Genomic DNA, 21,768 nt, shown 5'->3' with positions numbered 1-21,768 from the left:
ACGGCGAGCGCATCACCCCGCGGGCGCGGGTGGTGTGGCAGAAGGAGCTGGGGGATACGCAGGCCCGCTACAGCACCGGCTTTGCGGCGGCGCCGGATCTGGTGTTCGGCAGCAACAGCCAGACGGTAGGCGAGCAGGTGCTGAGCTGGAACCTGGGTGTGACCAGCCGGGCCAGCGAGCGGCTGTCGGTGATGGTCGACTATGTGGGCGAGCGCCGCGATGGTGAGCTGCAGAACGGTGTGCAGCTGGGGCTGGGTTACCGGTTCTGAGCAGTTGTTTACTGCCCCGTCCTTTGAGACGGGGCAGTACGCAGAGAGCGCGTGGACGCCTGGCTCAATCCGGACCCGGCCGGCTTCCCGCGCTGTTCCGGGTCTTCGATGACAATCAGCCCCGTCTACGAACACAGGCCGGCGGCCTGGCAGATCAGGCGGCTTGGGGGGATGGAGTCCCAGCACCCAGGATGTGGTCACATTCCACCAGCCGAGCGTTACTCACGGCTTGTCTTTCCCCGCACCCCGCACATGCGAGCAGAGTGCCGCCGGGCATTGTCTCCAGCTCCGGCACCTTCGAATGGGTGATGTGCTTGCAGTGGTTGCAACGCACGCTGACGGCATTTACGCGGTCAAGGCTGCCGTCGCAATCTCGTGTTGCATCAAGGGCGAGAATGTAGAAAAGTCCTGTATCGGGCATTGCGGTGTACCGAGCATTTTTGCCGATACTGCCCTGATCGTTGCCGTCACTATGTGATGAGCATCCCCGTTCAGTATCACGTGTTGCTGAATCGTTGCGCAGATCGCGTTTATCTTACCTAGAAGTTCCATTGCGGCTGATAGGGTTGTTGCTCACCAAGGAGGTGTGCACGCCCATTCGGGCGGTTGTATATGTAAGCGAAGCGAGCGACGTGCTCGCTGGTGACAAGCTCGGCTTGTCCAACGGAAAGCTGGACGAAGTGGTAGACGATGCAGCCCGGTTTAACCGTGACGCAGGAGTCACGGGGGTTCTCCTCTTCGACGGCGAACGCTTCATGCAGTATTTGGAGGGACCGGAGGATGGCCTTTCGGTCGCCTATTCCAGCGTTCTAGGCGCAACCAGCCATCACGGAATTGTCGAGTTACAGCGAGGAAGAGTTGGTCAACGACGGCTTCCGTTCTGGCCGATGCGCTGGCTACCTGTTGAGCCGGCAGAACTGCGCGGTATGGTCCGTGCCGATTGGACCGGTTTCAGCCAGCGTGGTGCAGAGGACAACGCCACCGCGATGGATATGCTCGTCCGCCTTGTCGAGCCCTACGTGCTCGCTGCATAGCTATCAACGCGGAGTCTATCCGCCTGCAATCTGTTCTGTTAGCACTACCAGAGACTGCTGGAACGCGGCGGAGAACAGGGGGCCGCCGTCGTGCTGATGTGCAGCCGTGATAACGGGCAATAGCGTTGATTGCCAAAGGCACCAGTACTCCGAAATTCTTCGTACTACGGGGCGCAGATCCCACGTTAGCTTGGTGGGCGACGCTCGCATTCCTGCGGGGGATGCTGGCGGTCCTTGTAGTTGGAGCGGGTTGGCTTTGCGTGAAGGCCAAGCGCTACCGGTAGACGTCTACATGGTCACGCGTTGCGGAAGCTGAAAGTAATTGAATTGCTTCATGTGCCACTCCGCCCAGGTCACCGTCACGTATCCGAGGCTGGGCCGGGTGATCTGTGTAACTGCTCTCCAAAGATCAACCCTGTCGCTTAAGTTTGGCGACAGTGAATGACATGATTGCAGCGGGCAGAGCGAACAGTAGCGCGAAGACCGAGACGCGGTAGAGTCCGAACCAATCCGTGAATCCATTCTCAACGCTAAATGCGATGAAACCAGAGGCGAACGCCATGATCGCACCCATTAAGGACGCCTTGCGGGGAGTCGCGCCAAGGAGTCCAGTAGTTAATGCGATTACTGCGCAAAAAATGGCGATTTCCATAGGGGGTTGTTTGTCAGCTGGAAAATTTGTTAAGGATATTCTGATTGATGATGAAAGGCGGCCTAAAAACAGCCGCCTCAGCAATTTCTTGGCACTAAATTTCTTGTGAGCCTTTGGGCAGCTTCGGAACCGGTCCGCCGGGGCCAACTGTTACGGTTCCCGTTCTTCCACCTCCGCCGTAGCTACCGCCGCCAATGTCGGATCCGCCGCCTCTACCTACGCCCTGGCCACTGCCACGGCCACTGCCGGAGCCAACGCCGCCAACGCTATCAGCGTCACTTAGCGTCTCGACAGGTCTTGACTTTATGCCTTCAAATTTCCGAGATTGATTTAGTTGGTAGTCGATGCACACGGTTTGGGAGCACACCGTGATTACGTCGCCAATTTCGACTTGCCTTGCGAAAAAAGAAATTTGATTTGGATATGGATCCGCTACAAACCTTTTAAGGACAGATTCGACTCCGGGGTGAGCATACGGCATCTGCATGGTGCAGTAATGGCAGGAGATCGGCCCCCATCGGGCGGGTTGTGACGCGAACGCGGTGTAGGCCAGAACTATCAGTGCTGCTGATGAGAGGGTCGCAAGGATGGCGACACTTACTTTTCTTCTTGAGGTTCTATCCATGATTCAAGAGGCTCTGGTTGTATTAGTGTGAGCAGCAGTCAATTATGATTTGCTGGCTGCGTGACTTGGCTTGCTTTCGTTGGGAGTCCGTAAGATTTTTGGCAAATTCTATTTGATCCACTTGGCTGTCTGCCGCCCTCGTCGATTTTATTGCTGCAAGCCTGTATGCGTAGGCCTCTACGGGGTCCGCGGGTGCAATGACTCCGTTTTCGTATATGTCTGAAAGGCTATACAGTGCGTCGGTGCTCCCTAGTCCTGCGGCCAGCTTCAGATAGTTTATAGAGTCGTCTTTCCATTTCTGAACTAGTTCTGGTTTCATCGCGTACTCCTGCGGATCGCCTAGCACATGGTCTGGATTGATGGGGTACATGATCATCGCCTCGATCGATCCTTGTTGGGCCGCTTTTTCCAGCCAGTTCGTCTTTTGAAACTTGTCGCTCGTGAGTAATCCCTCGCATTCGAGTAGGCTTTTTCTGTCTTCTGCTGCAGTGTTTTTCATGGGTGTTGATTTTTCTCCGGCGCCGATTTCTTGGTAGGATTTTCCGACGTTTCGGAGTTGATTGCTGCAATCTAACGTCGCCAGGAAAATGTCGCACGATGCTACGGCGTCGCCCGATTGCGCTGCTTGAAACAGACTTTCTGCATAATCGAGGGCGTTCCCTGAGGGGCGCATCGGTCCGCTTCGGTTGATTGAGAATGCTCTACCCATTTCGGGTCTTGCTGCATGAGCTGATATCTTTCGCTCACTCACCAATCTTTCGATGTTGGGCCAAGACTTCGGTGCGGCATCATTGTTGTTGCGGAGAGGGGTGCGTGTTTCATCGGTCTTGAGCGTTCTCTGATCGTCACCAGAGAAATGCAGAGCAGCTATTGCGCTAACGCAAGCAATTGTGAAAGCAGCGAGGGCTATTGCTGTGGATTTCTTCATGCGGGCTCTGGGCAGTTTCGTCAAATGGAACTAGGTGGTCATCTCCGCCGGCAGGATTTTTTCGATTTACCGAGCTATTGCGCTGAAGGCGGAGAACCCATGCCACTTTCACCTAATAGAACGTTGTTAAGCATGGATTCCCCCAGGTCACCCTTTTGCGGATATTTATTAGTCGTTCAGTATTGCGGGTCGAGGCGTATCTCTTGGTGCCCCGATGCCCTCTGGCTGGGTCCAGACCGGTGAGTGCTGGGCGCTCTGGTAAAACGGCCGAGAGACAGCCGGCGCTGCTTCCGATGGTGGTGCCGGCGTGCGCCTGTGGATGGAAGGCCAGAAGATGTGGCAAGTGAAGAAAGTGCGCGCGGCGAGCGTCCGCCAGGCGAAGCGCTACGCCCAGCGCTGGTGCGCGGCAAGGCTCTATCCGGAGCTGCCTCTGCGCGAGGCCGTCGCCCGGCTGACGGACAGCACCCCGATCCAACTGCAGCCACCACTGCGTGGCCTGCCGCTTACCCGCGAGCAGAAGCAACAAGCGCGGCGCCTGGCTGAGTCTGGGGCGCTGGATCTGACACGGATCAAGGAAGCGCTGGAGCCGCGCCAACCGGCGAAGGAGGCCAGGCCCAGGGCGAAGGGTCCGACGAAAGCGCGGGTGACGGCAGGGCTTCTCTGCATTGCCGGACCTCGCTGGCGTTGCAGATCCTCTTTGCTTAGCGCCGGCGGGGGGCCGTCTTGCCCTTAGCACTGATTCCCAGCCTCTTCTCGATTCTCGCCTCCGCCGTATCGAGCGGTGGCGTGGCAATGTCACGTACAGATATTCTGGAAGCTGCGACAGGTCGCAAGCGGCATTGGTTCCACCAAGTCTCCAAGTCTTCTCTATGGATGCGATCTGACTTGGCGCTCTGCCCGAGTCTTACGGCGGTGAGTTGCCCGCCATCAATGGCTCTGCGTATCGTCTTGGCAGAGCACTCGCTCTGCTCAGCCGCTTCTGCAACGGTCATTAGCTTGCCGGGAGATTGCACTAGCGTTTCCCCTTGCGCTCGTCATAGCGCCGTAGCCGGGCAAGCGCTTCCTTCATCTCAGGGGAGGTCGCAGCTAGGGTTGGTGCGGAAGTTGAGGATGGACGCGTCCAGGCCTTCGCGCCGTAGATTGCCTGGTAGAGAGCCGCCTTCGCATAGAGCTTCTTCCCCATGAACTTGCGCGGGTCAAGATCGTATTCGTGGGCGTGGGCATTGAACTGGCTAACGGACACGCCGCAGTAGTGGGCGGCCTCGTCAGCGGTGAGCCAGTCTTTTCCTAGGATGTCTAAACGAAGGACTGCCAACTGTTGACGAAGAGTTTTGATCTCGTCCTGGAGGGAAATGCCGGTTTCAGAGGTGTCCATCTAGGTCTCCGCCAACGTGTCCCGACCACCCTGCCACAGTGCGGGCCGTGCCGGAACCCAAGAAATCAGCGAATGGGATTTCAGAGGCAGCCGTCGCAAAAGCGAGTCAGTTGGCGAGTCAATTGAGGGATTTGATTAGGACATATGTAGCTATATCAATAATTTGCGTTGTCAATTCGGTTGCTACACGGCCCACCAATTGCATCAACGGCTTAGGCGCCCGTGCGGCGCCTTTTTCGTGTCTCCGGAAAAATTCTCGGAAAAACTAAGCGGTTCCACGCTCAAGTGCGTTCCTCCTTCCGGGCGGTTGGGATCCGAAACGCGCTGCGCGAGTCACGCGGACCGGGCAATTTCCGCAACCTGTTCCTGCACTCACCGGGCGGGAGCAAGGATGGTTTGAAGCTGATTCCCGTCAGCGAGGTTGCGGCTAAGGATGAATTCACCGGCATCAAGAGCGTGACCCGTGACGACATGCTTGCCTCCCTTCGCACGCCGCCGCAGCTGCTGGGCATCGTGCCGCAGAACAGCGGCGGCTTTGGCTCGATCCGGGAGGCGGCGACCGTGTGGACTGCGATGGAACTGTCACCACTGCAAACGCGGCTGACCGCGCTCAACGAATGGCTGGGCGATGAGGTGATCCGCTTCAACCCCTTCGACCTGGGCGCCGCAGCTTAAGGGCTGCTGGTCCACCTCAAGTGGGGCGTCTGCCCGGGAAGGGTTTTTGTCAAGAGGGGGGGGGTTGAAATGTACCGTGTATCGGTATACGATATGCCTGTCGCTACGAGAAGAGGAGGCGCCGGTGATAAAAACGTATGGAAGTAAAGATACCGAACGAATAGCCAGCGGTAAGAAGGTCAAACCTCTGGCAGGTATCGAGAGGCAGATTCAGATCAAACTGGTGTATCTGAATGCTGCGGTGACGTTACAAGATTTGAAGTCACCGCCCGGCAACCGATTGGAAGCGTTGAAAGGCGACCGAGCTGGGCAGCACAGCATCCGCATCAACAACCAGTACCGCATCTGTTTCAAATGGAAGGATGGTGACGCCTACGATGTAGAAGTCACCGATTACCACTAAGGAGAGGGAGCGCCGGCTAACACCGGCGCGGGCCTCCAAAGTAAGACCCTCAGTCCATCACGTAGAGTCTCATTTAAGAATCGAATTTCAGCTTCACACAATTGGAACATTCCGTAAGTATTCACACTCAAATAGGAGGCGCCGCGCACGCAACGTGCGGCGAAACTATCAAGTCCATGACACGCGCCAACGCGAAAACCGCCACCGCGCTCCCCGCAATTCACCCGGGAGAGATCCTGTCCGTCGAGTTTCTAGCCCCGCTGGGTATGTCCGCCCGCGCTCTGGCCCATGAAATTAACGTTACCCCGGCCCGCGTTTCCGACATTATCGCAGGGCGTCGCGGCGTAACTGCCGATACCGCTTTGCGCCTTGGGCGCTACTTTGGCACCTCGGCCGAGGTGTGGCTTAACCTGCAGTCCAACTACGACCTGGTGACGACCAGTGCTGAGCTGGCCGATGTGATCGACGAAATCACCCCTCGGGCGGCATAAGCCCAAACCTCGGTAGAAGGAAGGTCACCCTTCCTTGCCTTCTGTAGCGACCAAAGCCCCTGCCTCACGGCGGGGGCTTTTTGTTGCGCGGCTGTTGCCCGCACTTCACTGTGCACCAGCCGCCTCCGGGCGGCTTTCGTTTGCCTGGTCGGCCTCCGGCAACTCGGGCCTGAGAACCATGAGTTCGTCCTGTAGCGCTTCCAACCTCGCCATGTGAAGGCCATAGCTCCCTTCGGGTAGGTAGACCACCGCTTCGAGTGCACGTGCAGCATGGACCAGCGAGTAGGTGGCGAGCGAGAGGACGAGGAACAACACGTCGTATGCTACGGGCGCGCGAAGGATCATCCCGCGCTCGCCTTGGTGCCGAAGCGCCAACGCAGTCAGATCGCTGTGGGTGAAGCTGCATAGCATCGTGTATGGCCCAATCAATTCCGGCAGCCCTGCTGCGATGAAGTGATCGGCCTGGGAAGGCTTACCCCTGCGGAACTCTTCATGCAAAGGCTGATAGCGCGTCAAGCACTCAGCCAAGCGCGCCTCCAGCATCGCACGGTCGTGCGGCTCCAGCAGGTCGGTGGCTAGCATCCGGTCGTAGAGCTTCTTCTCGCCATGAGCCTGCTCGTAGCGCATTCGCCGCACGTGATCGCTCTTGGAAGCAAGCTGATACACGTCAGCCAGCGCTTCCAACATCGAGCGGACGTGAACGCCGGCATGAGTAGTCAATCCGGCCTGAGCCAGCAGGACCGTCGCTTCAAACTGCTCTGCGATAGACAGGAATAGGGCGCATTGCGGTCGCCCAGAGGCATCAAGTGGAGCGCGCATCTCCGACACCATCGCTTGGGTGGCCGGGATCACGCGAAGGGCGACTGCAACGAGGCGGTGGGCTTGGGGCACGTCGGACCTCCTATGAATGGCTACAGTCTGCCCCAACTCAGCGCGCCCATACGCTCACGTAGGCAACCAAATGGATAGCGCCTATCGAACGTCGGCGTGCGCACTCGTCTCCCCGCCACGCCTGCGCACTTCATAAGGTGCCTTTTCTGCACTGCCTGCAACAAGGCCCAGCCCCGGCCCTGTACGGCGTTCTCCGGGCTTCGCTGGCACTTGTTCGCCCTGCGGTTCCCTGCGCGATACGGGGTGTCTGCGTGGCGCCCTGTGGCCTCCTTTGGCCACCTTCGGGCGGAGCCAATTTTTCAGGTGACCACGGGAACGAGGTAACCAGGTAACACGCGCATCCAAACTTCTCCTAAGTGTCTGATAAAAAAGAAAAAGTTTCGGTTACCTTTCGAGGTGATTTGAGGCAATTTTTCGACCCCTACAAAGTATGGTAGTACTGATGCAACGGGTGAACGACGGGATCTGGATCGCAAGTCTCGACCGGCACCGGCATGGTCCCGGCGGGCCGTTCCGCTGGTGTACCAGCTACGAGCAGGGTCGCGCCGGCGCCGAGATGTGGGTGACTAGGCACGAGCCCCGCCTGCGCGAGGATGTGGCCAAGATCAAGGCCTATCGAGATGCGGTGCGGGCGAACAGGTTGGCCACGCTGCACATCAAGCCGCCCTTCGGCTGGGAGGGTAGACGCCTGCCGGCATTCGCTCAGCCGACCGGCTGCAGCAGCTGCTCGGAGTTGTTGCGCGGTTTGTTCACAGCCCGGCTCATGCGGTACGCCTGCAAAGCGGGCGCCTAGGAAGCCAGCAGCAGGCCATCGCCTCCTCCGGACCACCGTCGAGCCACGCGTCGAGATGGCCAAGGGCTATCCCGGCATGCATCCGGTCGTGAGTATCGCCAACACGCGAATGCCGTCGCCGGTCATGATCTTTAAGCTCCGACTTTGACGTCAGGCGGCGCCGGGCGGGCGTCCTCCCTTAAGTGCTCGGGGTGCGGCGAACGGCGTTAGAACGGGAAGTCGACCCATTCGGCGAACTCACGAAGATCGGCCGCGTGGCTGGCATTGCCTCGCTTCTCCTGGAGATTGGCAAGACGGAGGAGGTGCTTCTTGGCCTCCGGCTGAACATCCTCAGCAAGAGCAATCAAGTCGACACTGAGGTGATTTCTCGCCGCTTTCGACGGCCGACTTGAAAGCACGTGGCGCAGAAGGGGGGCCAAGAACTGTGCAAAATTGTCCACTGTGAGGAAAGGACCTATCCCTATTGTCTGGGCGAATTCATCATCCTCATCTTGGAGGGGGAGTACGCTGCCGATCAGGTAGTCGACGACAGCAGCTCTTTCCTGGGATTCCAAGTGTTTGGCGTCGGGAGCGCGGAAGAAGGCCTTGCTGTGCCGGTAGATTTCCGTCGAGTCGCCGCTTAGTAGCAGCGTGTAGAACATTCTTGCCGCTTCTTCCGCATGCTCAGGTGATTCATTAAGCACAAGCCGGTAAGCCGTGGAGATTCGAGAAAGCAGCGATTCATCGAAATCGAATTCTTCATACGCGCTGTGTTTGGCATAGGCAGCGGGCAGTACGTCAAGAAGAAGTCGCGCCTTCTCTTGCGTCCGGATCTGGCGCAGCATATGCGGGACAATTGCGATGGCACCTGTGTCACGCTCGATTTTTCGGAGTATTTGTTCCGCCGTGAAACCGCTGCGGGCGTTGCGCTTTGCTGCGACTTCGTGCGTGATCTTCCCAACGAGTGCGGTCACGATCAATGCGTTGTTCTGGTCTGGGGCCGCTACGCTATCTCGCACAACCTTTCCAGGGTGAATTAGGTTTCGGTAGTCCTTCACGGCGCTGCAGAGCTTCGCTGCTGTTTCGCTGATTTCGCCAGCTGCCTCGCAGCGAGTGATGGCTTCGGCCAGCATGATCTTGCGTAGCCGCTCCTCGTCGCCTGGCGATGACAGCCATTCCAGATGCTCGATGAGAATGGCCTCGATCAGGCTGCCGGCCATCACCATTGCAGCCTTCCATGCGCCTGCCTGAAGGCAGATCTGCATCTCCGCGAAGTCTGCCTCAAGAATGGCCCGGTAGTGGTGGGCAGTGATGTAGTCAAACGGCGGAGCCTGAGTCGTAGAGTCCATGCCTATCCCCTGATGCCGGAAAAATTGTCGAGTTAGCATAGGACAATTAAGGTTCCACGCTCAGTGGGCGGAAAAATTCCACTGCGCAACTTGCTGTTTTTAAAGGAATCGGAAACTTCCATTTAATCTTTTGGTCGTAGGTTCGAACCCTACACGGCCCACCATTGCACTCAGAGACTTAGGCGTCCTTCGGGGCGCCTTTTTTTCTTTGGATCGTCCTCCGCCTCAAGGCCAGAGGCAACGCGCTTCATTCTCCATCTGCGCCCCATTCTGCGGCTGCGCGCAGACGTTGCATGGGGCTGACGATTGCGTGTCGCTCACGACTTCACTTTCTGGCTTCGGAATAGCACATAGGCAAGGACAGCGGCGATCCCGGCCGGGATCAGTACGGCCGCAAGCACGATCATCCAATGCCAGAAGTTGAAGCTGCTCATACGGTTGGATCCTGGACAGGTGGCTCGAATCCTAGCACCGCATAGTCAACGCTGCGGCGGCCTGTTTTGATGCATGTGCGGCATGGAGCGGCGATGCGGGGCGAAAATCCGACGCAGATCGCGGAGCATTCCAGGGCCGTACAGGAGACCAGCGCGGAACTGGACTAGTTCATGCTCTCGGGGCTGAAGCCGCGCTTGAAGTGATACTCAACCAGCATCCACCCGCTATCGATCCCTGTATGGGCCCAGGTTTCGATGGAGCCATCTGCCTGCCGACTCGTGATCGTGATCGCCTCGCCCTGCCGCCCTGAGGCGGGCAGCTCCACAGTTGGGCCGCTGGATGTTCGAGTAACTAGCCTCGGCTCAATCTGCCTGCGGACAATAGAAATCTCTCCCCCAGAGGTGACGGGCGCGTATCCGGGAGACCGTGCCTTGACCCACGCCAGAATGGACGCGGCCTCGACGGAGCCTGCTGGCCAGGTCGTCCGCGATTCCACGGTGGTGCGCGCCTTCACGGGTGTGGCCTCGGCAACGGCCAGTGCCGGGCCGACAGACACACTCGTCAACAGCGCGATGCCGAAAGCAAGCGACGTCATCTGCATGGGAATTCCTTTCCTTGGACAGCGATCAATGGGTGCGTTCCCCACCTCCTGTGGAGGCTACTTCGCCGTCGCAGCCTCGGCCTCTGCTGCCTCGCGTTCCGCCGCCACGGTGGCAGCCACATTCGCAGCGCGGGCGGCGGCGTTCGCGGCCCGCTCCGCCGTGGCACGATCCGCATCGAACTGCGCCAGCCGTTGGATGCTGTATCTGCGCTCCAGTTCAGCTGATGCAGCGAAGCTGTCGGGATGTTTCGCGGCGCAGGCCTGCTGCACCAGTTGCACCGCACGGTCGGACAGCCCGGGCTGGAGGTTAGCGAGCAGGCAGTCGCCATACGGAGCGGATGCGGTTGGGCCTGCGGCCAGTGCGACGACGATCATTGCATTCAACATGCGTACCTCCTTGTAGGTTTGAACATGACGATGGACCGGTCCGGCCCGAGTATGGACCGCTTTGCAGCAGCGGGCTACTCGGCCCGCACATCCCGGCACACCAGTTCCGCCAGGCTGCGGCAAGCGAAGAACAGCCCTTCCACCACCCCGGCGTCCAGATGCCGGTCCGGCGTGGCCATTTCCCGGCAGCGGTCGGCGGCGTGCAGCATTTCCGCCACGGTCAGCATGCCGATGGCAGCCCGTTCCACCCGCGACAGGGCAACCCCATGCCCCGGGGAAACGTCGGCCTCAGGCCAGGGCAGACCATCGGCACCTTCACCCGCGCGGATGCGTTTCAGGCAGCCCAGGAAGGTGCTCAGTTCGGGCGATGGGTTGTCATCGTCATCGTTGACGCTGGCGGTATCTGAAGCATACGGCGGACGCTGGTTCATGTCGGCTTCCTCGGCGCTTGGGTGGGAATGCCACCGCGCAGGACGGGTGGCGGGCGATGCGTGGCTGCAAGCCGGAATGACATCACGCAGTAACCGGCGGGTCCGAAAACCCCCACGCACCGCCCGCCATAACGGCCGACGGATCACCCGCCGGCACCATCCAAAGACGGCGTCGGCCGGTGAGCGCAAACAACAGCGTGAATGTCATTACGAGCTTGCAGGCCCGGTGCCACCTGTTGTCGGTGGCGCTGCATGGTGTTTACGCACGCGCTTGGATTTCAATGAGGATAGTCCGAAGGAGAATGCGGAATCCGTACGCGCGACGATGGTGGCGCAGGCCACGCTGGTGCAGCAAGCGACAGTGCGCGCCGCATGTACTCATGCGCTTGGTCAAACGCGTTGGAAGTTGTCGAGGACAGCTGGTGGCGGCGAGCGTGCTGTGACGCGGCACGTGGAATGTAGACTCCACTTTCACCTGCAATGGTGGCAAGGCCTGCGAGTCGTACCCTCGAAAATCGGTGCATTTGCGACGATCGAGATGTTGGCGTCCGCGCGAGAGCGACGTGTTGTAGAGCCGAGCCATGCTCGGCTGCAGTTCGCGTCAAGGCAAAGCCGAGCGTGGACTCGGCTCTACAGTGATCCATCCACGCTTGGCGTGGATCTACAGCGACCTCGCGCTATGCTCGGCCTCTTTCCCAGGACGGGTTCTCCCATGCGCTTCATCGTGCTGTCGCTGTTGTTGTCCGCCGTCTCCGCCGCGCCACTGATAGCCGCCGAGCCGGCCCCATCCACACGGACGACGCAAGCCACCCCGTTGGTGATCGGCGAAACCTTCACCCTCGAATCGAAGGCGCTGGGCGAGACCCGCCGCATCAATGTCTACCGCCCGCAGCCCTGGGGGCTGGACCCGAACACGCCGCTGCCGGTGCTCTACATGCCCGACGGCGGCATCGGCGAGGACTTCCTGCATGTGGCGGGGCTGGTGCAGGTGCTGACCGGTAACGGCAGCATGCGTCCGTTCCTGCTGGTTGGCATCGAGAACACCGAGCGCCGCCGCGACATGACCGGCCCCAGCAAGGACCCGCAGGACCAGAAGATCGCGCCGCGCATCGGCGGTTCGGCGGCCTACCGCACCTTCCTGCGCGATGAACTGATGCCGCAGGTGCGCCAGCGCTACCCGACCACCGACGAGCGTGCGTTGATCGGCGAATCGTTGGCCGGCCTGTTCGTGGTCGAGACGTTGCTACAGGAACCGTCGCTGTTCAACAGCTACATCGCGCTGGACCCCAGCCTGTGGTGGAACCGGGGCACGATGCTGGCGGGTGCGGCCAAGCAGCTGCCGGCAGTGATGCGCGCAAAGCCACGCGTATTCCTGGCCAGCAGTGGGCAACCGGAACTGGCCAGTTCCGCGGCGCAGTTGGCCACGCTGCTTCAACAGCCGTCGCCGTCGCCGCTGGTGAAGTACCTGCCGCTGCCGGAAGAAACCCACGCCACGATCTATCACCCGGCCGCATTGCAGGCGCTGCGCACGCTGTTCCCCGCGCCGCCAGCTTCGCCCTGACCGCACTGGCACCGGCGTGCATCGCATGCAAGGATGCGGCAGCGGCGCCATCCGGTGCGCCGCCCGTAACGGGAGCGTGTGGATGCAGCGTGTGCGTGGATGGAGTGTGGCGGCCTGTCTGGCCGTAAGTGGCTGTGCGATGTCGGTGGCGCCACCGGCGGCGCAGAGTCAGGCAAAGCAAAGCGCGTCTACCGTCGCGCCGGGTGTGGTGCTGCCGGATACCGAGGCGCTGCGCGTGCACGATCCGGTCGGCCGCGATTACCCGGTGTGGGTGGCGTTGCCGGCCGACTACGCCGCACATCCGGAAAAGCGCTATCCGGTGCTGTACGTGACCGACGCGCTGTACAGCTTCCCGCTGGTACGCAGCGTGCGACACATGGTGGGGCAGCGGGGCGTCAACATCGAAGACTTCATCCTGGTCGGGCTGCCGCCGCAGGAGGGGCTGACCTCCAGGCAGAGCCGCTCGCGCGATTACACGCCCAGCGACCCGGCACGTACCGATCCGCGGGACTACAGTGATGACGTCAGCTACGGCGGTGCCGCGCACTATCGCGACTTTCTTGCCGAGCAGGTGCTGCCGATGATCGATACGCGCTACCGCACCGATCCGGCGCGGCGCGCCTATGCAGGCCATTCCTATGGTGGCCTGTTCGGTGCCTATGTGCTGACCACGCGCCCGGACATGTTCCGTAGCTACATCCTGTCCAGTCCGTCGCTGTGGTTCGATGATCATCGCGTGCCGCGCATGCAGGCGGAGGCCAAGGCGCCGACGCAGCCGACCACGGTGGTGCTGTCGGTAGGCAGCTTTGAAACGGTCAAGCCCGAGCCGCGTTACTTCACCCGCAACGACATGCTGCGCGACAACGCCGAGTTCGCCGAGCAGCTGCGCAGCAGCGGGCGTTCATTGAAGGTGGAGAACATGGTGATCGATGACGAGGACCACTTCACGGTCTACCCGGACGTGATCACGCGCGCGCTACTGAGGGTGTTCCCGGGCACCGGGCCGTACAGCAGCGGTTGACGGCGGAGGTCATCCACGCAGGACGTGGATGGACGCTTCACGCCGCCTGTGCATCCGGCCCGGTCAATACGCCCACATCCGCGTGGCGGAAGCACAGGCGGATCGCATCGAGCAGCTCGCTCATGTTGTACGGCTTGGGCAGGAAATGGATGCCGTCGCGCAGCTGCGGCAGGACGGCGTGCTGGTCCATGCCCGATGTCACCAGGATCGGCAGCTGGGGATGCAGGCCGCGGACCCGGTTGGCGGCTTCGATGCCGCTGATCGGGCCCAGATTGACGTCGGTGAACAGCAGGTCGAAGCGCTCGCCGGCGGCCAGCAGGCCCAGTGCCGCTTCGGCAGAGCTCACCCCCACCACGTGGCAGGCCTGGCTTTCCAGCGCCATGCGGCTCAGTTCGCGGGTCTCCTCCGCGTCCTCGATCAGCAGGACGCGCGGTTCAACGTGGCGCTTGGACAGCAACATGACGCGACAACTCCGGACAGCGACGGTGAAAAGGCGCGCAAGTATGCGCAATCCGGTAGTGATCCCGGCGTGCACGGCAAGCCACGTGGATGTTACAGACGGCGGCGCCGGCGCATGTCCCAGGCCAGGACCGCGACCGCCAGCAGAGCCGTGCCGATGCGCAGGCTGGTGGCCTGCCAACCCAGCGCCACGGCGTCGTCCAGGCTGAACACGTTCCAGGCCAGGTTCATCGACACATGCAGCACCAGGCCGCACCACAGGGTGTTGCCATCCAGGCGGTCCAGCCAGGCGAAGACGAAGCCGCCCAAGGCGATCACCGTACCGACGAACAGCGCCACCCCGCCGCCATCGAAACCGCCGAATCCAAGCCAGTGCACCATGCCGAACAACAGGGCCTGCGGCAGTGCGAGCAAGGGCCACGGGCCGCGCACGATCTTCACCAGCAGAATGAAGCCCAGGCCGCGGAACAGAATCTCTTCGGCCAGCGGGAACAGAATGGCCAGCATCGTCGCATCGAGGGCGGTCAGCGCCGTGTTGGGTCGGCCGAGCACGGCCAGACCCACCCAGCAGGGCAGGCTGGCCAGCAGCACCCATAGCGGTCCGCGCATCCCGTTGCCGCGCAGGCCGAGGCTTTCGGCCAACCCCATGTGGCGCGGACGCAGCAGCAGGGCCAGCAGCACGGCCACCAGCACCGCCAGGGCGTTGTCGAGCAGGCTGCCGCCATAGGGGATCGGCAGGCCGGGGATGGGCCGCCCCAGCGCCGCCGCGATGTCACGTACGTTCAGCCCCAGGCCCGTTCCCAGCAGGACCAGCAGGATCCGGGCGGCAGTCGGCAGGCGGGACAGGACACTCATCAGCGCATTCCATGCGGGACCAGACCGCAGTGTGCGATGCGGCGCGATGCAGGGCACGCGCCGGAAGTCCCCCTGCCATCGGTCATGCGTTGCCGGACAGTCATCGCAGAGCAGGTAGAGTCCAGAGCAGACCTGACAGGAGCAATGCCGATGCTGTGCCCCGTGTGCAAGACCCAGACCCTACAGATGGCCGAGCGCCATGGCATCGAGATCGACTACTGCCCGAATTGCCGCGGCGTGTGGCTGGATCGTGGCGAACTGGACAAGATCATCGAGCGCGCCAATGCCGGTGCGGCGGTGCCGCCACCGCCGCCAGCACAGGCACAACCGGCGGCAGTGCCACCGCCGGTGATGCACCGCGATACCCGCCACCTTGGCCAGCGTCACGACGAAAACCGTGGCCAGCACGGTTACGGCTACAAGAAAAAGAAGAAGGAAAGCTTCCTGTCCGACCTGTTCGATTTCTGACAGGCCCACGGGGCAGCGGCGATCCCGGGGGCGTCAGGCCCGGCGCAGGATGAACTCGCGATCGCGGCTGTCGCCGACGATGAAGTCGTATTCGCCGGCCTTGCTGCAACCGTAGCGCGCGTAGAAGCGCTGTGCGCCGAGGTTCTCCTCCCAGACGCCGACCCACAGGGTGCGGCGCTGCGGCGTATCCAGCCAATGCAGGAACGCCTCCATCAGGCGCGCCCCGTGGCCGCCGTTCTGGTACGCCGCCAGCACATACAGGCGCTTGAGTTCGATGTCGCCGTCGCGGGCGTCGACATGCGGCAGGGTGTTGGCTCCTGCGGCCAGATAGCCGACCACCGTATCGCCATCGAGCAGCAGCCAGACCGCGCTGCGTGGATCGGACAGCTCGATGCGCTGCGGCTGCGTGCTGTAGTGCGCATGCAGGAACGCATGCAGATCCTGCGGCGGATAGGAGTCGCCCCAGGTTTCGGTGTAGGTGGCGATGGCGATCGCTGAGAGCGCTTCAGCGTCGGCGAAGGTGGCGCGGCGGATCTGCAAGGCCATGATGCAAGTTGCGAAAGAACGTGCCGCAGTGTAGCCGGCCCCGGTCTGAACCGGGGCCGGCTGCTGCACGCATTGTGCCGACTAGAACCACATGCGCACGCCCGCTACCCAGCGCGTGTCGCGCGCGTGGTCGCCGGCATAGTCGGCGGTATCGCCGAAACTGCGCTCATGGGTGATACCGATGTAAGGCGCGAAGCGGCGGCTGAACTCGTAGCGCAGGCGCAGTCCGGCCTCGACCTTGTTCAGGCCGCGCCCGATGCCGTACTCCGGTTCGTCCTTGCTGGCCACGGTGGCCTCCACCAGCGGCTGCAGGATCAGCCGGTTGGTCAGCAGCACATCGTACTCCACTTCGGCCTTGGCCAGCAGCTGTCCGCCGGAGCCGGCATAGAGCGTGGCCGAACTCTCGAACTTGTACGGCGCCAGGCCCTGGATGCCGATGGCCGCCCAGGTTCGGGAATCGGCGGGGCGGAAGTCCTGGCGGACACCCACCAGCACATCCCACCAGGGCGACACGCTGCGCCCGTACAGTGCTTCCACCGCCGAGGATTCGGTGCGGCCCTCACTGCGCTCGCCATCGGTGCGCAGCCACAGGCGGTTGATGTTGCCGCCGATCCAGCCGGTGGCCTCCCAGGCCTGGCCGCTGCTGTTTTTGCCGTCCCAATGCTCCAGGCGGTCGATCAGCAGCAGGCTGTTGATCTCCGGCGCATGCTCCATCGCGCCATGGGCGATGGGCGGAAACGCGGCGGCACGATCGGCGTCGGTGGGCACTGGAATCGGCTCGCGCGGCTCGGTCGGTGCGGACGTGCCGTGACCCATCGCCGCGTGATCCATCTGCGAGTGATCCATCGCCGCGTGATCCATCTGCGAGTGATCCATCGTCGAATGATCCATCGTCGAATGATCCATCGTCGAATGATCCATCGTCGAATGATCCATCGTCGAATGATCCATCTTCGAGTGATCAACCGCGTCTTCGGCAGTGGGCTGCTTGGTCTTCGGCGCCGGTGCCGGTGCGGGTGTGGGCATGTCATGGCCCGCGTGCGACTGTGCGAAAGCAGGCAGTGCGACGGTCAGGGCCATTGCCAGCAGGCTGGGGGAGAAAAGGGAGCGCTTCATTCTTCGATCCTCACTTCGCGCATCATCCCCGCTTCCATGTGGTAGAGCAGGTGGCAGTGATAGGCCCAGCGGCCGAGCGCATCGGCGCGCACGCGGTAGCTGCGGCGGGTGCCCGGCGGCATGTCCACCGTGTGCTTGCGCAGCTGGAAGTTGCCCTGCGCGTCCTCCACATCGCTCCAGACGCCATGCAGGTGGATCGGATGCTGCATCATCGTGTCGTTGACCAGCACGATGCGCATGCGCTCGCCGTAGTTCAGCCGCAGTGGCTCGGCGCTGGCGAATGGAATGCCGTCGAACGACCAGGAGAACTTCTCCATGTGGCCGGTCAGGTGCAGCTCGATCTCACGGCTGGGCTCGCGGCCATCGGGGTCCTCGAACAGGCTGCGCATCGCGCCGTAGGTCAGCACCTGGCGGCCGTTGTCGCGCAGGCCGATGCCGGGATCGTCCAGCTTGGGATCGGTGGCCGAGCTCTGCATGTCCACCAGCGGATTGTTGCGTTCGCTGGCCGGGTGCTGCGGTGCCTTGCCGGTGGTCGTCGCGCCGCCCTGCGCGCCGTGCCCCATGCTGGCGCCGCAGCCGCCTTCCATGCCTTTCATCGCGGCCATGTCATGACCGCCGTGACCGCCGCCCATGTCGTGACCCATATCGCTCATCGTCAGCAGCGGGCGCGGGTCGCGGGCGGGAACCGGCGCCTGCAGGCCGTGGCGCACGGCCAGGGTGCCGGCCGCGTAGCCGGTGCGGCCCATGTCCTGGCAGAAGATGGTGAACGCATCCTGCCCGCTGGGTTCGACCAGCACGTCGTAGGTCTCGGCGGGGGCGATGCGGAACTCATCGATGCTGACCGGATGGATGTACTGGCCATCGGCAGCGACCACGGTCATCTTCAGGCCGGGAATGCGCACGTCGAAGTAGGTCATCGAGGCGCCGTTGATGAAGCGCAGCAGCACCTTCTCGCCAGTGCGGAACAGCCCGGTCCAGTTGCCGGCCGGCGCGGTGCCGTTCATCAGGTAGGTGTACGTATGCGCGTTGATGTCGGAGATGTCGGTGGGTGTCATCCGCATCCGTCCCCACATGCCGCGGTCGGACAGCGCCGCAGACCAGCCATCGCGGCGCACATCGCGCACGAAGTCGGGCAGGGTGCGCTTGTAGTAGTTGTCGTGCTCGGCGAGCTTCTTCATGCGCCGGAACAGTGCACCCGGGTCCATGTCGGTCCAGTCCGACAGCATGATCACGTGCTCGCGGTCGTGCCGGTACGGGGCCGGCTCGGCTGGGTCGATGATCAGTGCGCCATACAGGCCGGCCTGCTCCTGGAACATCGAATGGCTGTGATACCAGTACGTGCCCGACTGCTTGAGCTGGAAGTGGTAGTGGTAGGTCTCGCCGGGACCGATGCCGTTGAAGCTCAGGCCCGGGACGCCGTCCATGTTGGCCGGCAGCAGGATGCCGTGCCAGTGGATCGAGGTCGGGTGGCGGTCCAGCGTATTGCGTACGAACAGATCCACGGTCTGGCCCTCGCGCCAGCGCAGGATCGGTGCCGGCAGTGAGCCGTTGACGGTGATCGCCGGCCGGGTGCGACCGGTGAAGTTGGCCAGCGATTCGCCGATGGCCAGTTCCAGGCGGGTATCGGTCAGCACGGCGGGTGCGCCGGCCAGGCGCGGGGCGGCACTGGCCGCAGCGAGCGCGCGCTGCGGCACGCCGACCGAGGCGATGCCGGCAACCACGCCGCCAGCGGCGAGACCCTGAACGAACAGGCGGCGCGACGGCATGGGCAGGGCGCCCGGGCCGGGGGGAATGCGGGTATTCATGGTGGTGACTCCAGACACGGTAGGACGCCGGCAGCGGGCCGGCTTGAGTGCGCGTGGCGCACGACGCGTGTGGATCAGGCGATGGGGGGGCGGGAAAGTGGCGGCAACGGCGGCGCCGGGCGGCCGTTGGCCGGCATCGGCTGCGGTGTCAGCGACAGGCCGGGACCGGCCATGAAGGGTAGCGCCTGCACCGCCAGCAGGGGATGCTGGGCACAGCTGCGCAGGCAGTCCTTGATCTGGCAATGCGCATCGTGGGCCGCCGGTTGGGCCTGCGGCGCCTCGTCGGCGGACATGGCGGCGTGGTGATGGCAGTCGGCGTCGCCCGCCATCGTCGCCATCATCACGTGGGCCATGCGGCCCATCTCCTCATGACCGCTGGCCATGGCCGCGTTCAGCCCGTTGAGCAACAGGCTGAGCATGAGCACGACGCGGAGCAGGGTCGAGGCCAGGGACATGGCGCTAATCTAGCCGCAAGCGGGCCCGGATGCACTTCCGGCTGAATGGCCGGTTCAAGATTGGAGCGGCACCAATGTAGAGCCGAGCCCGCGCTTGGCTGCTTCTGCGGCAACAGCCGAGCGTGGGCTCGGCTCTACAGGAGGCCGGGCGCTACCCCTCTTCGCGCACGATTTCCACCAGGCGCGGACCATAGCGGCTCAGCTTGGTGCCACCGATGCCGCCGACCCGGGCCAGCTCGTCCAGACTGGTGGGGCGCTGTTCGGCGATGTTGCGCAGGGTACTGTCGTGGAAGATCACGAAGGCCGGCACGTTCTGCTCGCGGGCCAGTTCGGCACGCAGGCCGCGCAGGGCATTGAACAGGGCCAGATCCTGCGGGGGGACCGACAGGCCGGTGCGCTGCGCGCTGCGTTCGCGGCCGGCGCTGGTCGCAGCCTCGCGGCGCATGTTCACCGTGCGGCGGCCCTTCAGTACGTCGCGGCTGGCATCGGTCAGGCGCAGGCCGCCGTGGCCTTCGCTGTCCACTTCGAGCAGGCTGGCGGCCACCAGCTGGCGGAATACGCTGCGCCAGGTCCTTGCATCCAGGTCGCGGCCGATGGCGTAGGTGCTGAGCTGGTCATGACCTTGCTGGCGCACCTTCTCGTTCTCGCTGCCGCGCAGGATGTCGATCAGGTGGCCGACGCCGTAGCGCTGGCCGCTGCGGTAGACGCAGCTCAGTGCCTTCTGCGCGGGAACCGTCGCGTCCCATGCCGCTGGCGGGGTCAGGCAGTTGTCGCAGTTGCCGCAGGGGCGGGGATAGGTCTCCCCGAAGCCGGCCAGCAGCACCTGGCGGCGGCATTGCATGGATTCGCAGTAGCCGAGCAGGTGGTCGAGCTTGGACCGCTCCAGCTGCTTGCGTTCCTCGCCGGCTTCGGACTGCTCGATCATCTGCTTGAGCAGCACGACGTCGCCCAGGCCGTAGCACAGCCATGCTTCGGCCGCTTCGCCATCGCGGCCGGCGCGGCCGGTTTCCTGGTAGTAGCCTTCCATCGACTTGGGCAGGTCGGTATGCGCAACGAAGCGCACGTCCGGCTTGTCGATGCCCATGCCGAAGGCGATGGTGGCGCACATGACGATGCCGTCCTCGCGCAGGAAGCGGCGCTGGTTGTCCGCGCGGACGTCGGCGGGCAGGCCGGCGTGGTAGGGCAGGGCGTTGAAGCCCTGTCCGCGCAGGTACTCGGCGGTTTCCTCGACCTTGCGCCGCGACATGCAGTAGACGATGCCCGCCTCGCCGCGATGGCCGCGCAGGAAATCGGTCAGCTGCTTGCGTGCGTTGTCCTTCTGCACCACGGTGTAGCGGATGTTGGGGCGGTCGAAGGAGCTGACGAAATGGCGGGCATCCTGCAGGTCCAGGCGCTCGGCGATCTCGCGCTGGGTCGGCGGATCGGCGGTGGCTGTCAGGGCAATCCGGGGAATCTGCGGCCAGCGCTCGTGCAGCACCGTCAGCTGGCGGTACTCGGGGCGGAAGTCATGGCCCCATTGCGACACGCAATGGGCTTCGTCGATCGCGAACAGGGCGATCCGGCTGCGCGAGAGCAGGGACAGGAAGCGACCCGTCAGCAGGCGCTCGGGTGCGACATAGAGCATGTCCAGCTCACCGGCCAGCAGTTCGCGTTCGACGCGGCCGGCAGTGTCCGCGTCCAGCGTCGAGTTCAGGTATTCGGCGCGCACGCCCAGCTGGCGCAGGGCTTCGACCTGGTCCTGCATCAGTGCGATCAGCGGTGAGATGACAATGCCGCATCCGTCGCGCAGCAGGGCGGGCACCTGGTAGCACAGCGACTTGCCACCGCCGGTGGGCATCAACACCAGGGCGTCGTGACCGGCAGCCACGTGCTCCACGATGTCCTGCTGCGGACCACGGAAATCGTCGTAACCAAAGACGCGGTTGAGCAGGTCGTGCGCGGGACGGGAAGCCATCGCGCTAGTTTACCCCGGAGGGAGGGGTAGGGGTTCGGCAGGGCTGCGCCCTGCACCTGCTGCAAGCCAGTGCAACGTCAAAGGCAACAGCCGGCTCTGGGCTGATCCGCGGTCTGGTGGGGCGGTGTCGGAGTGCGGGGACGCCGCAAGTACGTCCCTGTAGGCTTGGCAGCCGCATCCATGCGGCTGACACCCCGCACTCCGACACCG

The 21,768-nt window shown here is 62.9% G+C and carries 23 protein-coding genes and 1 pseudogene; 10 read left to right on the top strand and 14 right to left on the bottom strand.

Annotation, left to right across the window (positions count from 1 at the left end; all coding sequences use genetic code 11):
- The 3 genes from IMX13_RS18470 to IMX13_RS18460 form a co-directional block, all read left to right on the top strand.
- A partial coding sequence (locus IMX13_RS18470) for an autotransporter domain-containing protein (RefSeq protein WP_193396943.1) occupies positions 1-269 on the top strand: 269 nt, incomplete at its 5' end.
- A 566-nt stretch (positions 270-835) separates the two neighbouring features.
- The gene (locus tag IMX13_RS18465; RefSeq protein WP_227255515.1) at positions 836-1,303 is read left to right on the top strand and encodes a BLUF domain-containing protein; all 468 of its coding nucleotides are present in this window, start codon (positions 836-838) and stop codon (positions 1,301-1,303) included.
- Between the two features lie 560 nt (positions 1,304-1,863).
- On the top strand, positions 1,864-2,064 hold the full coding sequence (locus IMX13_RS18460; RefSeq protein ID WP_193396942.1) for a hypothetical protein: 201 nt from the start codon (positions 1,864-1,866) through the stop codon (positions 2,062-2,064).
- A gap of 538 nt (positions 2,065-2,602) precedes the next feature.
- Here the strand turns inward: IMX13_RS18460 and IMX13_RS18455 are convergent.
- Positions 2,603-3,508 (bottom strand): sel1 repeat family protein, encoded by a 906-nt coding sequence (locus IMX13_RS18455; RefSeq protein ID WP_193396941.1) that lies wholly within the window; start codon positions 3,506-3,508, stop codon positions 2,603-2,605.
- Positions 3,509-4,520: 1,012 nt separating this feature from the next.
- A complete protein-coding gene (locus IMX13_RS18445) occupies positions 4,521-4,883 on the bottom strand; it encodes a hypothetical protein (protein WP_193396939.1) in 363 nt (120 codons plus the stop codon).
- Between the two features lie 312 nt (positions 4,884-5,195).
- Here IMX13_RS18445 and IMX13_RS18440 point away from each other — a divergent pair.
- The 3 genes and pseudogenes from IMX13_RS18440 to IMX13_RS18430 all read left to right on the top strand — a co-directional run.
- A pseudogene (locus IMX13_RS18440) lies at positions 5,196-5,558 on the top strand (Presumed portal vertex protein); the annotation flags it as partial.
- Between the two features lie 124 nt (positions 5,559-5,682).
- A complete protein-coding gene (locus tag IMX13_RS18435) occupies positions 5,683-5,961 on the top strand; it encodes a type II toxin-antitoxin system RelE/ParE family toxin (protein WP_046428099.1) in 279 nt (92 codons plus the stop codon).
- Positions 5,962-6,137: 176 nt separating this feature from the next.
- Positions 6,138-6,452: a HigA family addiction module antitoxin gene (locus IMX13_RS18430; protein ID WP_193396938.1), complete on the top strand. Its 315-nt coding sequence runs from the start codon at positions 6,138-6,140 to the stop codon at positions 6,450-6,452.
- A 105-nt stretch (positions 6,453-6,557) separates the two neighbouring features.
- Here IMX13_RS18430 and IMX13_RS18425 read toward each other — a convergent pair whose 3' ends face one another.
- Positions 6,558-7,343 (bottom strand): DUF5677 domain-containing protein, encoded by a 786-nt coding sequence (locus IMX13_RS18425; RefSeq protein ID WP_193396937.1) that lies wholly within the window; start codon positions 7,341-7,343, stop codon positions 6,558-6,560.
- A gap of 442 nt (positions 7,344-7,785) precedes the next feature.
- Between IMX13_RS18425 and IMX13_RS18420 the strand changes: the two genes are divergently transcribed.
- Entirely contained in the window at positions 7,786-8,136 is a 351-nt protein-coding gene (locus IMX13_RS18420; RefSeq protein WP_193396936.1) for a hypothetical protein, read from the top strand.
- A gap of 206 nt (positions 8,137-8,342) precedes the next feature.
- Here IMX13_RS18420 and IMX13_RS18415 read toward each other — a convergent pair whose 3' ends face one another.
- From IMX13_RS18415 to IMX13_RS18400, 4 genes are all read right to left on the bottom strand, one after another.
- The gene (locus IMX13_RS18415; RefSeq protein ID WP_193396935.1) at positions 8,343-9,464 is read right to left on the bottom strand and encodes a hypothetical protein; all 1,122 of its coding nucleotides are present in this window, start codon (positions 9,462-9,464) and stop codon (positions 8,343-8,345) included.
- Positions 9,465-10,062: 598 nt separating this feature from the next.
- Positions 10,063-10,500: a hypothetical protein gene (locus IMX13_RS18410; RefSeq protein ID WP_193396934.1), complete on the bottom strand. Its 438-nt coding sequence runs from the start codon at positions 10,498-10,500 to the stop codon at positions 10,063-10,065.
- 57 nt (positions 10,501-10,557) lie between these two features.
- The gene (locus IMX13_RS18405; RefSeq protein ID WP_315973555.1) at positions 10,558-10,875 is read right to left on the bottom strand and encodes a hypothetical protein; all 318 of its coding nucleotides are present in this window, start codon (positions 10,873-10,875) and stop codon (positions 10,558-10,560) included.
- Between the two features lie 86 nt (positions 10,876-10,961).
- A complete protein-coding gene (locus IMX13_RS18400) occupies positions 10,962-11,318 on the bottom strand; it encodes a hypothetical protein (RefSeq protein WP_193396932.1) in 357 nt (118 codons plus the stop codon).
- A gap of 712 nt (positions 11,319-12,030) precedes the next feature.
- Here IMX13_RS18400 and IMX13_RS18395 point away from each other — a divergent pair.
- Entirely contained in the window at positions 12,031-12,879 is an 849-nt protein-coding gene (locus IMX13_RS18395; protein ID WP_193396931.1) for an alpha/beta hydrolase-fold protein, read from the top strand.
- 82 nt (positions 12,880-12,961) lie between these two features.
- A complete protein-coding gene (locus IMX13_RS18390) occupies positions 12,962-13,900 on the top strand; it encodes an alpha/beta hydrolase-fold protein (RefSeq protein WP_193396930.1) in 939 nt (312 codons plus the stop codon).
- Positions 13,901-13,937: 37 nt separating this feature from the next.
- On the opposite strand, the gene IMX13_RS18385 is transcribed toward IMX13_RS18390, so the two are convergent.
- Positions 13,938-14,360 (bottom strand): response regulator, encoded by a 423-nt coding sequence (locus tag IMX13_RS18385; protein WP_065174769.1) that lies wholly within the window; start codon positions 14,358-14,360, stop codon positions 13,938-13,940.
- A gap of 92 nt (positions 14,361-14,452) precedes the next feature.
- A complete protein-coding gene (locus IMX13_RS18380; protein ID WP_193396929.1) occupies positions 14,453-15,214 on the bottom strand; it encodes a CPBP family glutamic-type intramembrane protease in 762 nt (253 codons plus the stop codon).
- Between the two features lie 150 nt (positions 15,215-15,364).
- Here IMX13_RS18380 and IMX13_RS18375 point away from each other — a divergent pair, with 150 nt between their 5' ends.
- Positions 15,365-15,682 carry a zf-TFIIB domain-containing protein gene (locus tag IMX13_RS18375; RefSeq protein ID WP_053520162.1) on the top strand — a complete coding sequence of 106 codons (318 nt, stop codon included), beginning with the start codon at positions 15,365-15,367 and terminating at the stop codon, positions 15,680-15,682.
- 33 nt (positions 15,683-15,715) lie between these two features.
- Here the strand turns inward: IMX13_RS18375 and IMX13_RS18370 are convergent, their stop codons facing one another.
- The 5 genes from IMX13_RS18370 to recQ form a co-directional block, all read right to left on the bottom strand.
- Positions 15,716-16,228 (bottom strand): GNAT family N-acetyltransferase, encoded by a 513-nt coding sequence (locus IMX13_RS18370; protein ID WP_065174771.1) that lies wholly within the window; start codon positions 16,226-16,228, stop codon positions 15,716-15,718.
- A gap of 81 nt (positions 16,229-16,309) precedes the next feature.
- Entirely contained in the window at positions 16,310-17,344 is a 1,035-nt protein-coding gene (locus IMX13_RS18365; RefSeq protein WP_193396928.1) for a copper resistance protein B, read from the bottom strand.
- Positions 17,341-19,149: a copper resistance system multicopper oxidase gene (locus IMX13_RS18360; protein ID WP_193396927.1), complete on the bottom strand. Its 1,809-nt coding sequence runs from the start codon at positions 19,147-19,149 to the stop codon at positions 17,341-17,343. The genes IMX13_RS18365 and IMX13_RS18360 overlap by 4 nt, the downstream gene beginning before the upstream one ends.
- A gap of 74 nt (positions 19,150-19,223) precedes the next feature.
- Positions 19,224-19,604, bottom strand: a complete 381-nt coding sequence (locus tag IMX13_RS18355; protein ID WP_053520158.1) for a CopL family metal-binding regulatory protein — start codon at positions 19,602-19,604, stop codon at positions 19,224-19,226.
- Positions 19,605-19,755: 151 nt separating this feature from the next.
- Positions 19,756-21,558, bottom strand: coding sequence for a DNA helicase RecQ (gene recQ, locus IMX13_RS18350; protein WP_053520157.1), 1,803 nt, complete (start codon positions 21,556-21,558; stop codon positions 19,756-19,758).
- Positions 21,559-21,768: the final 210 nt, after the last annotated feature.

This window comes from Stenotrophomonas sp. B2, from assembly GCF_014947095.1.
GTDB classification, from domain to species: Bacteria; Pseudomonadota; Gammaproteobacteria; order Xanthomonadales; family Xanthomonadaceae; genus Stenotrophomonas; species Stenotrophomonas maltophilia_P.
This window is presented reverse-complemented; position numbering and strand designations above follow the sequence as displayed.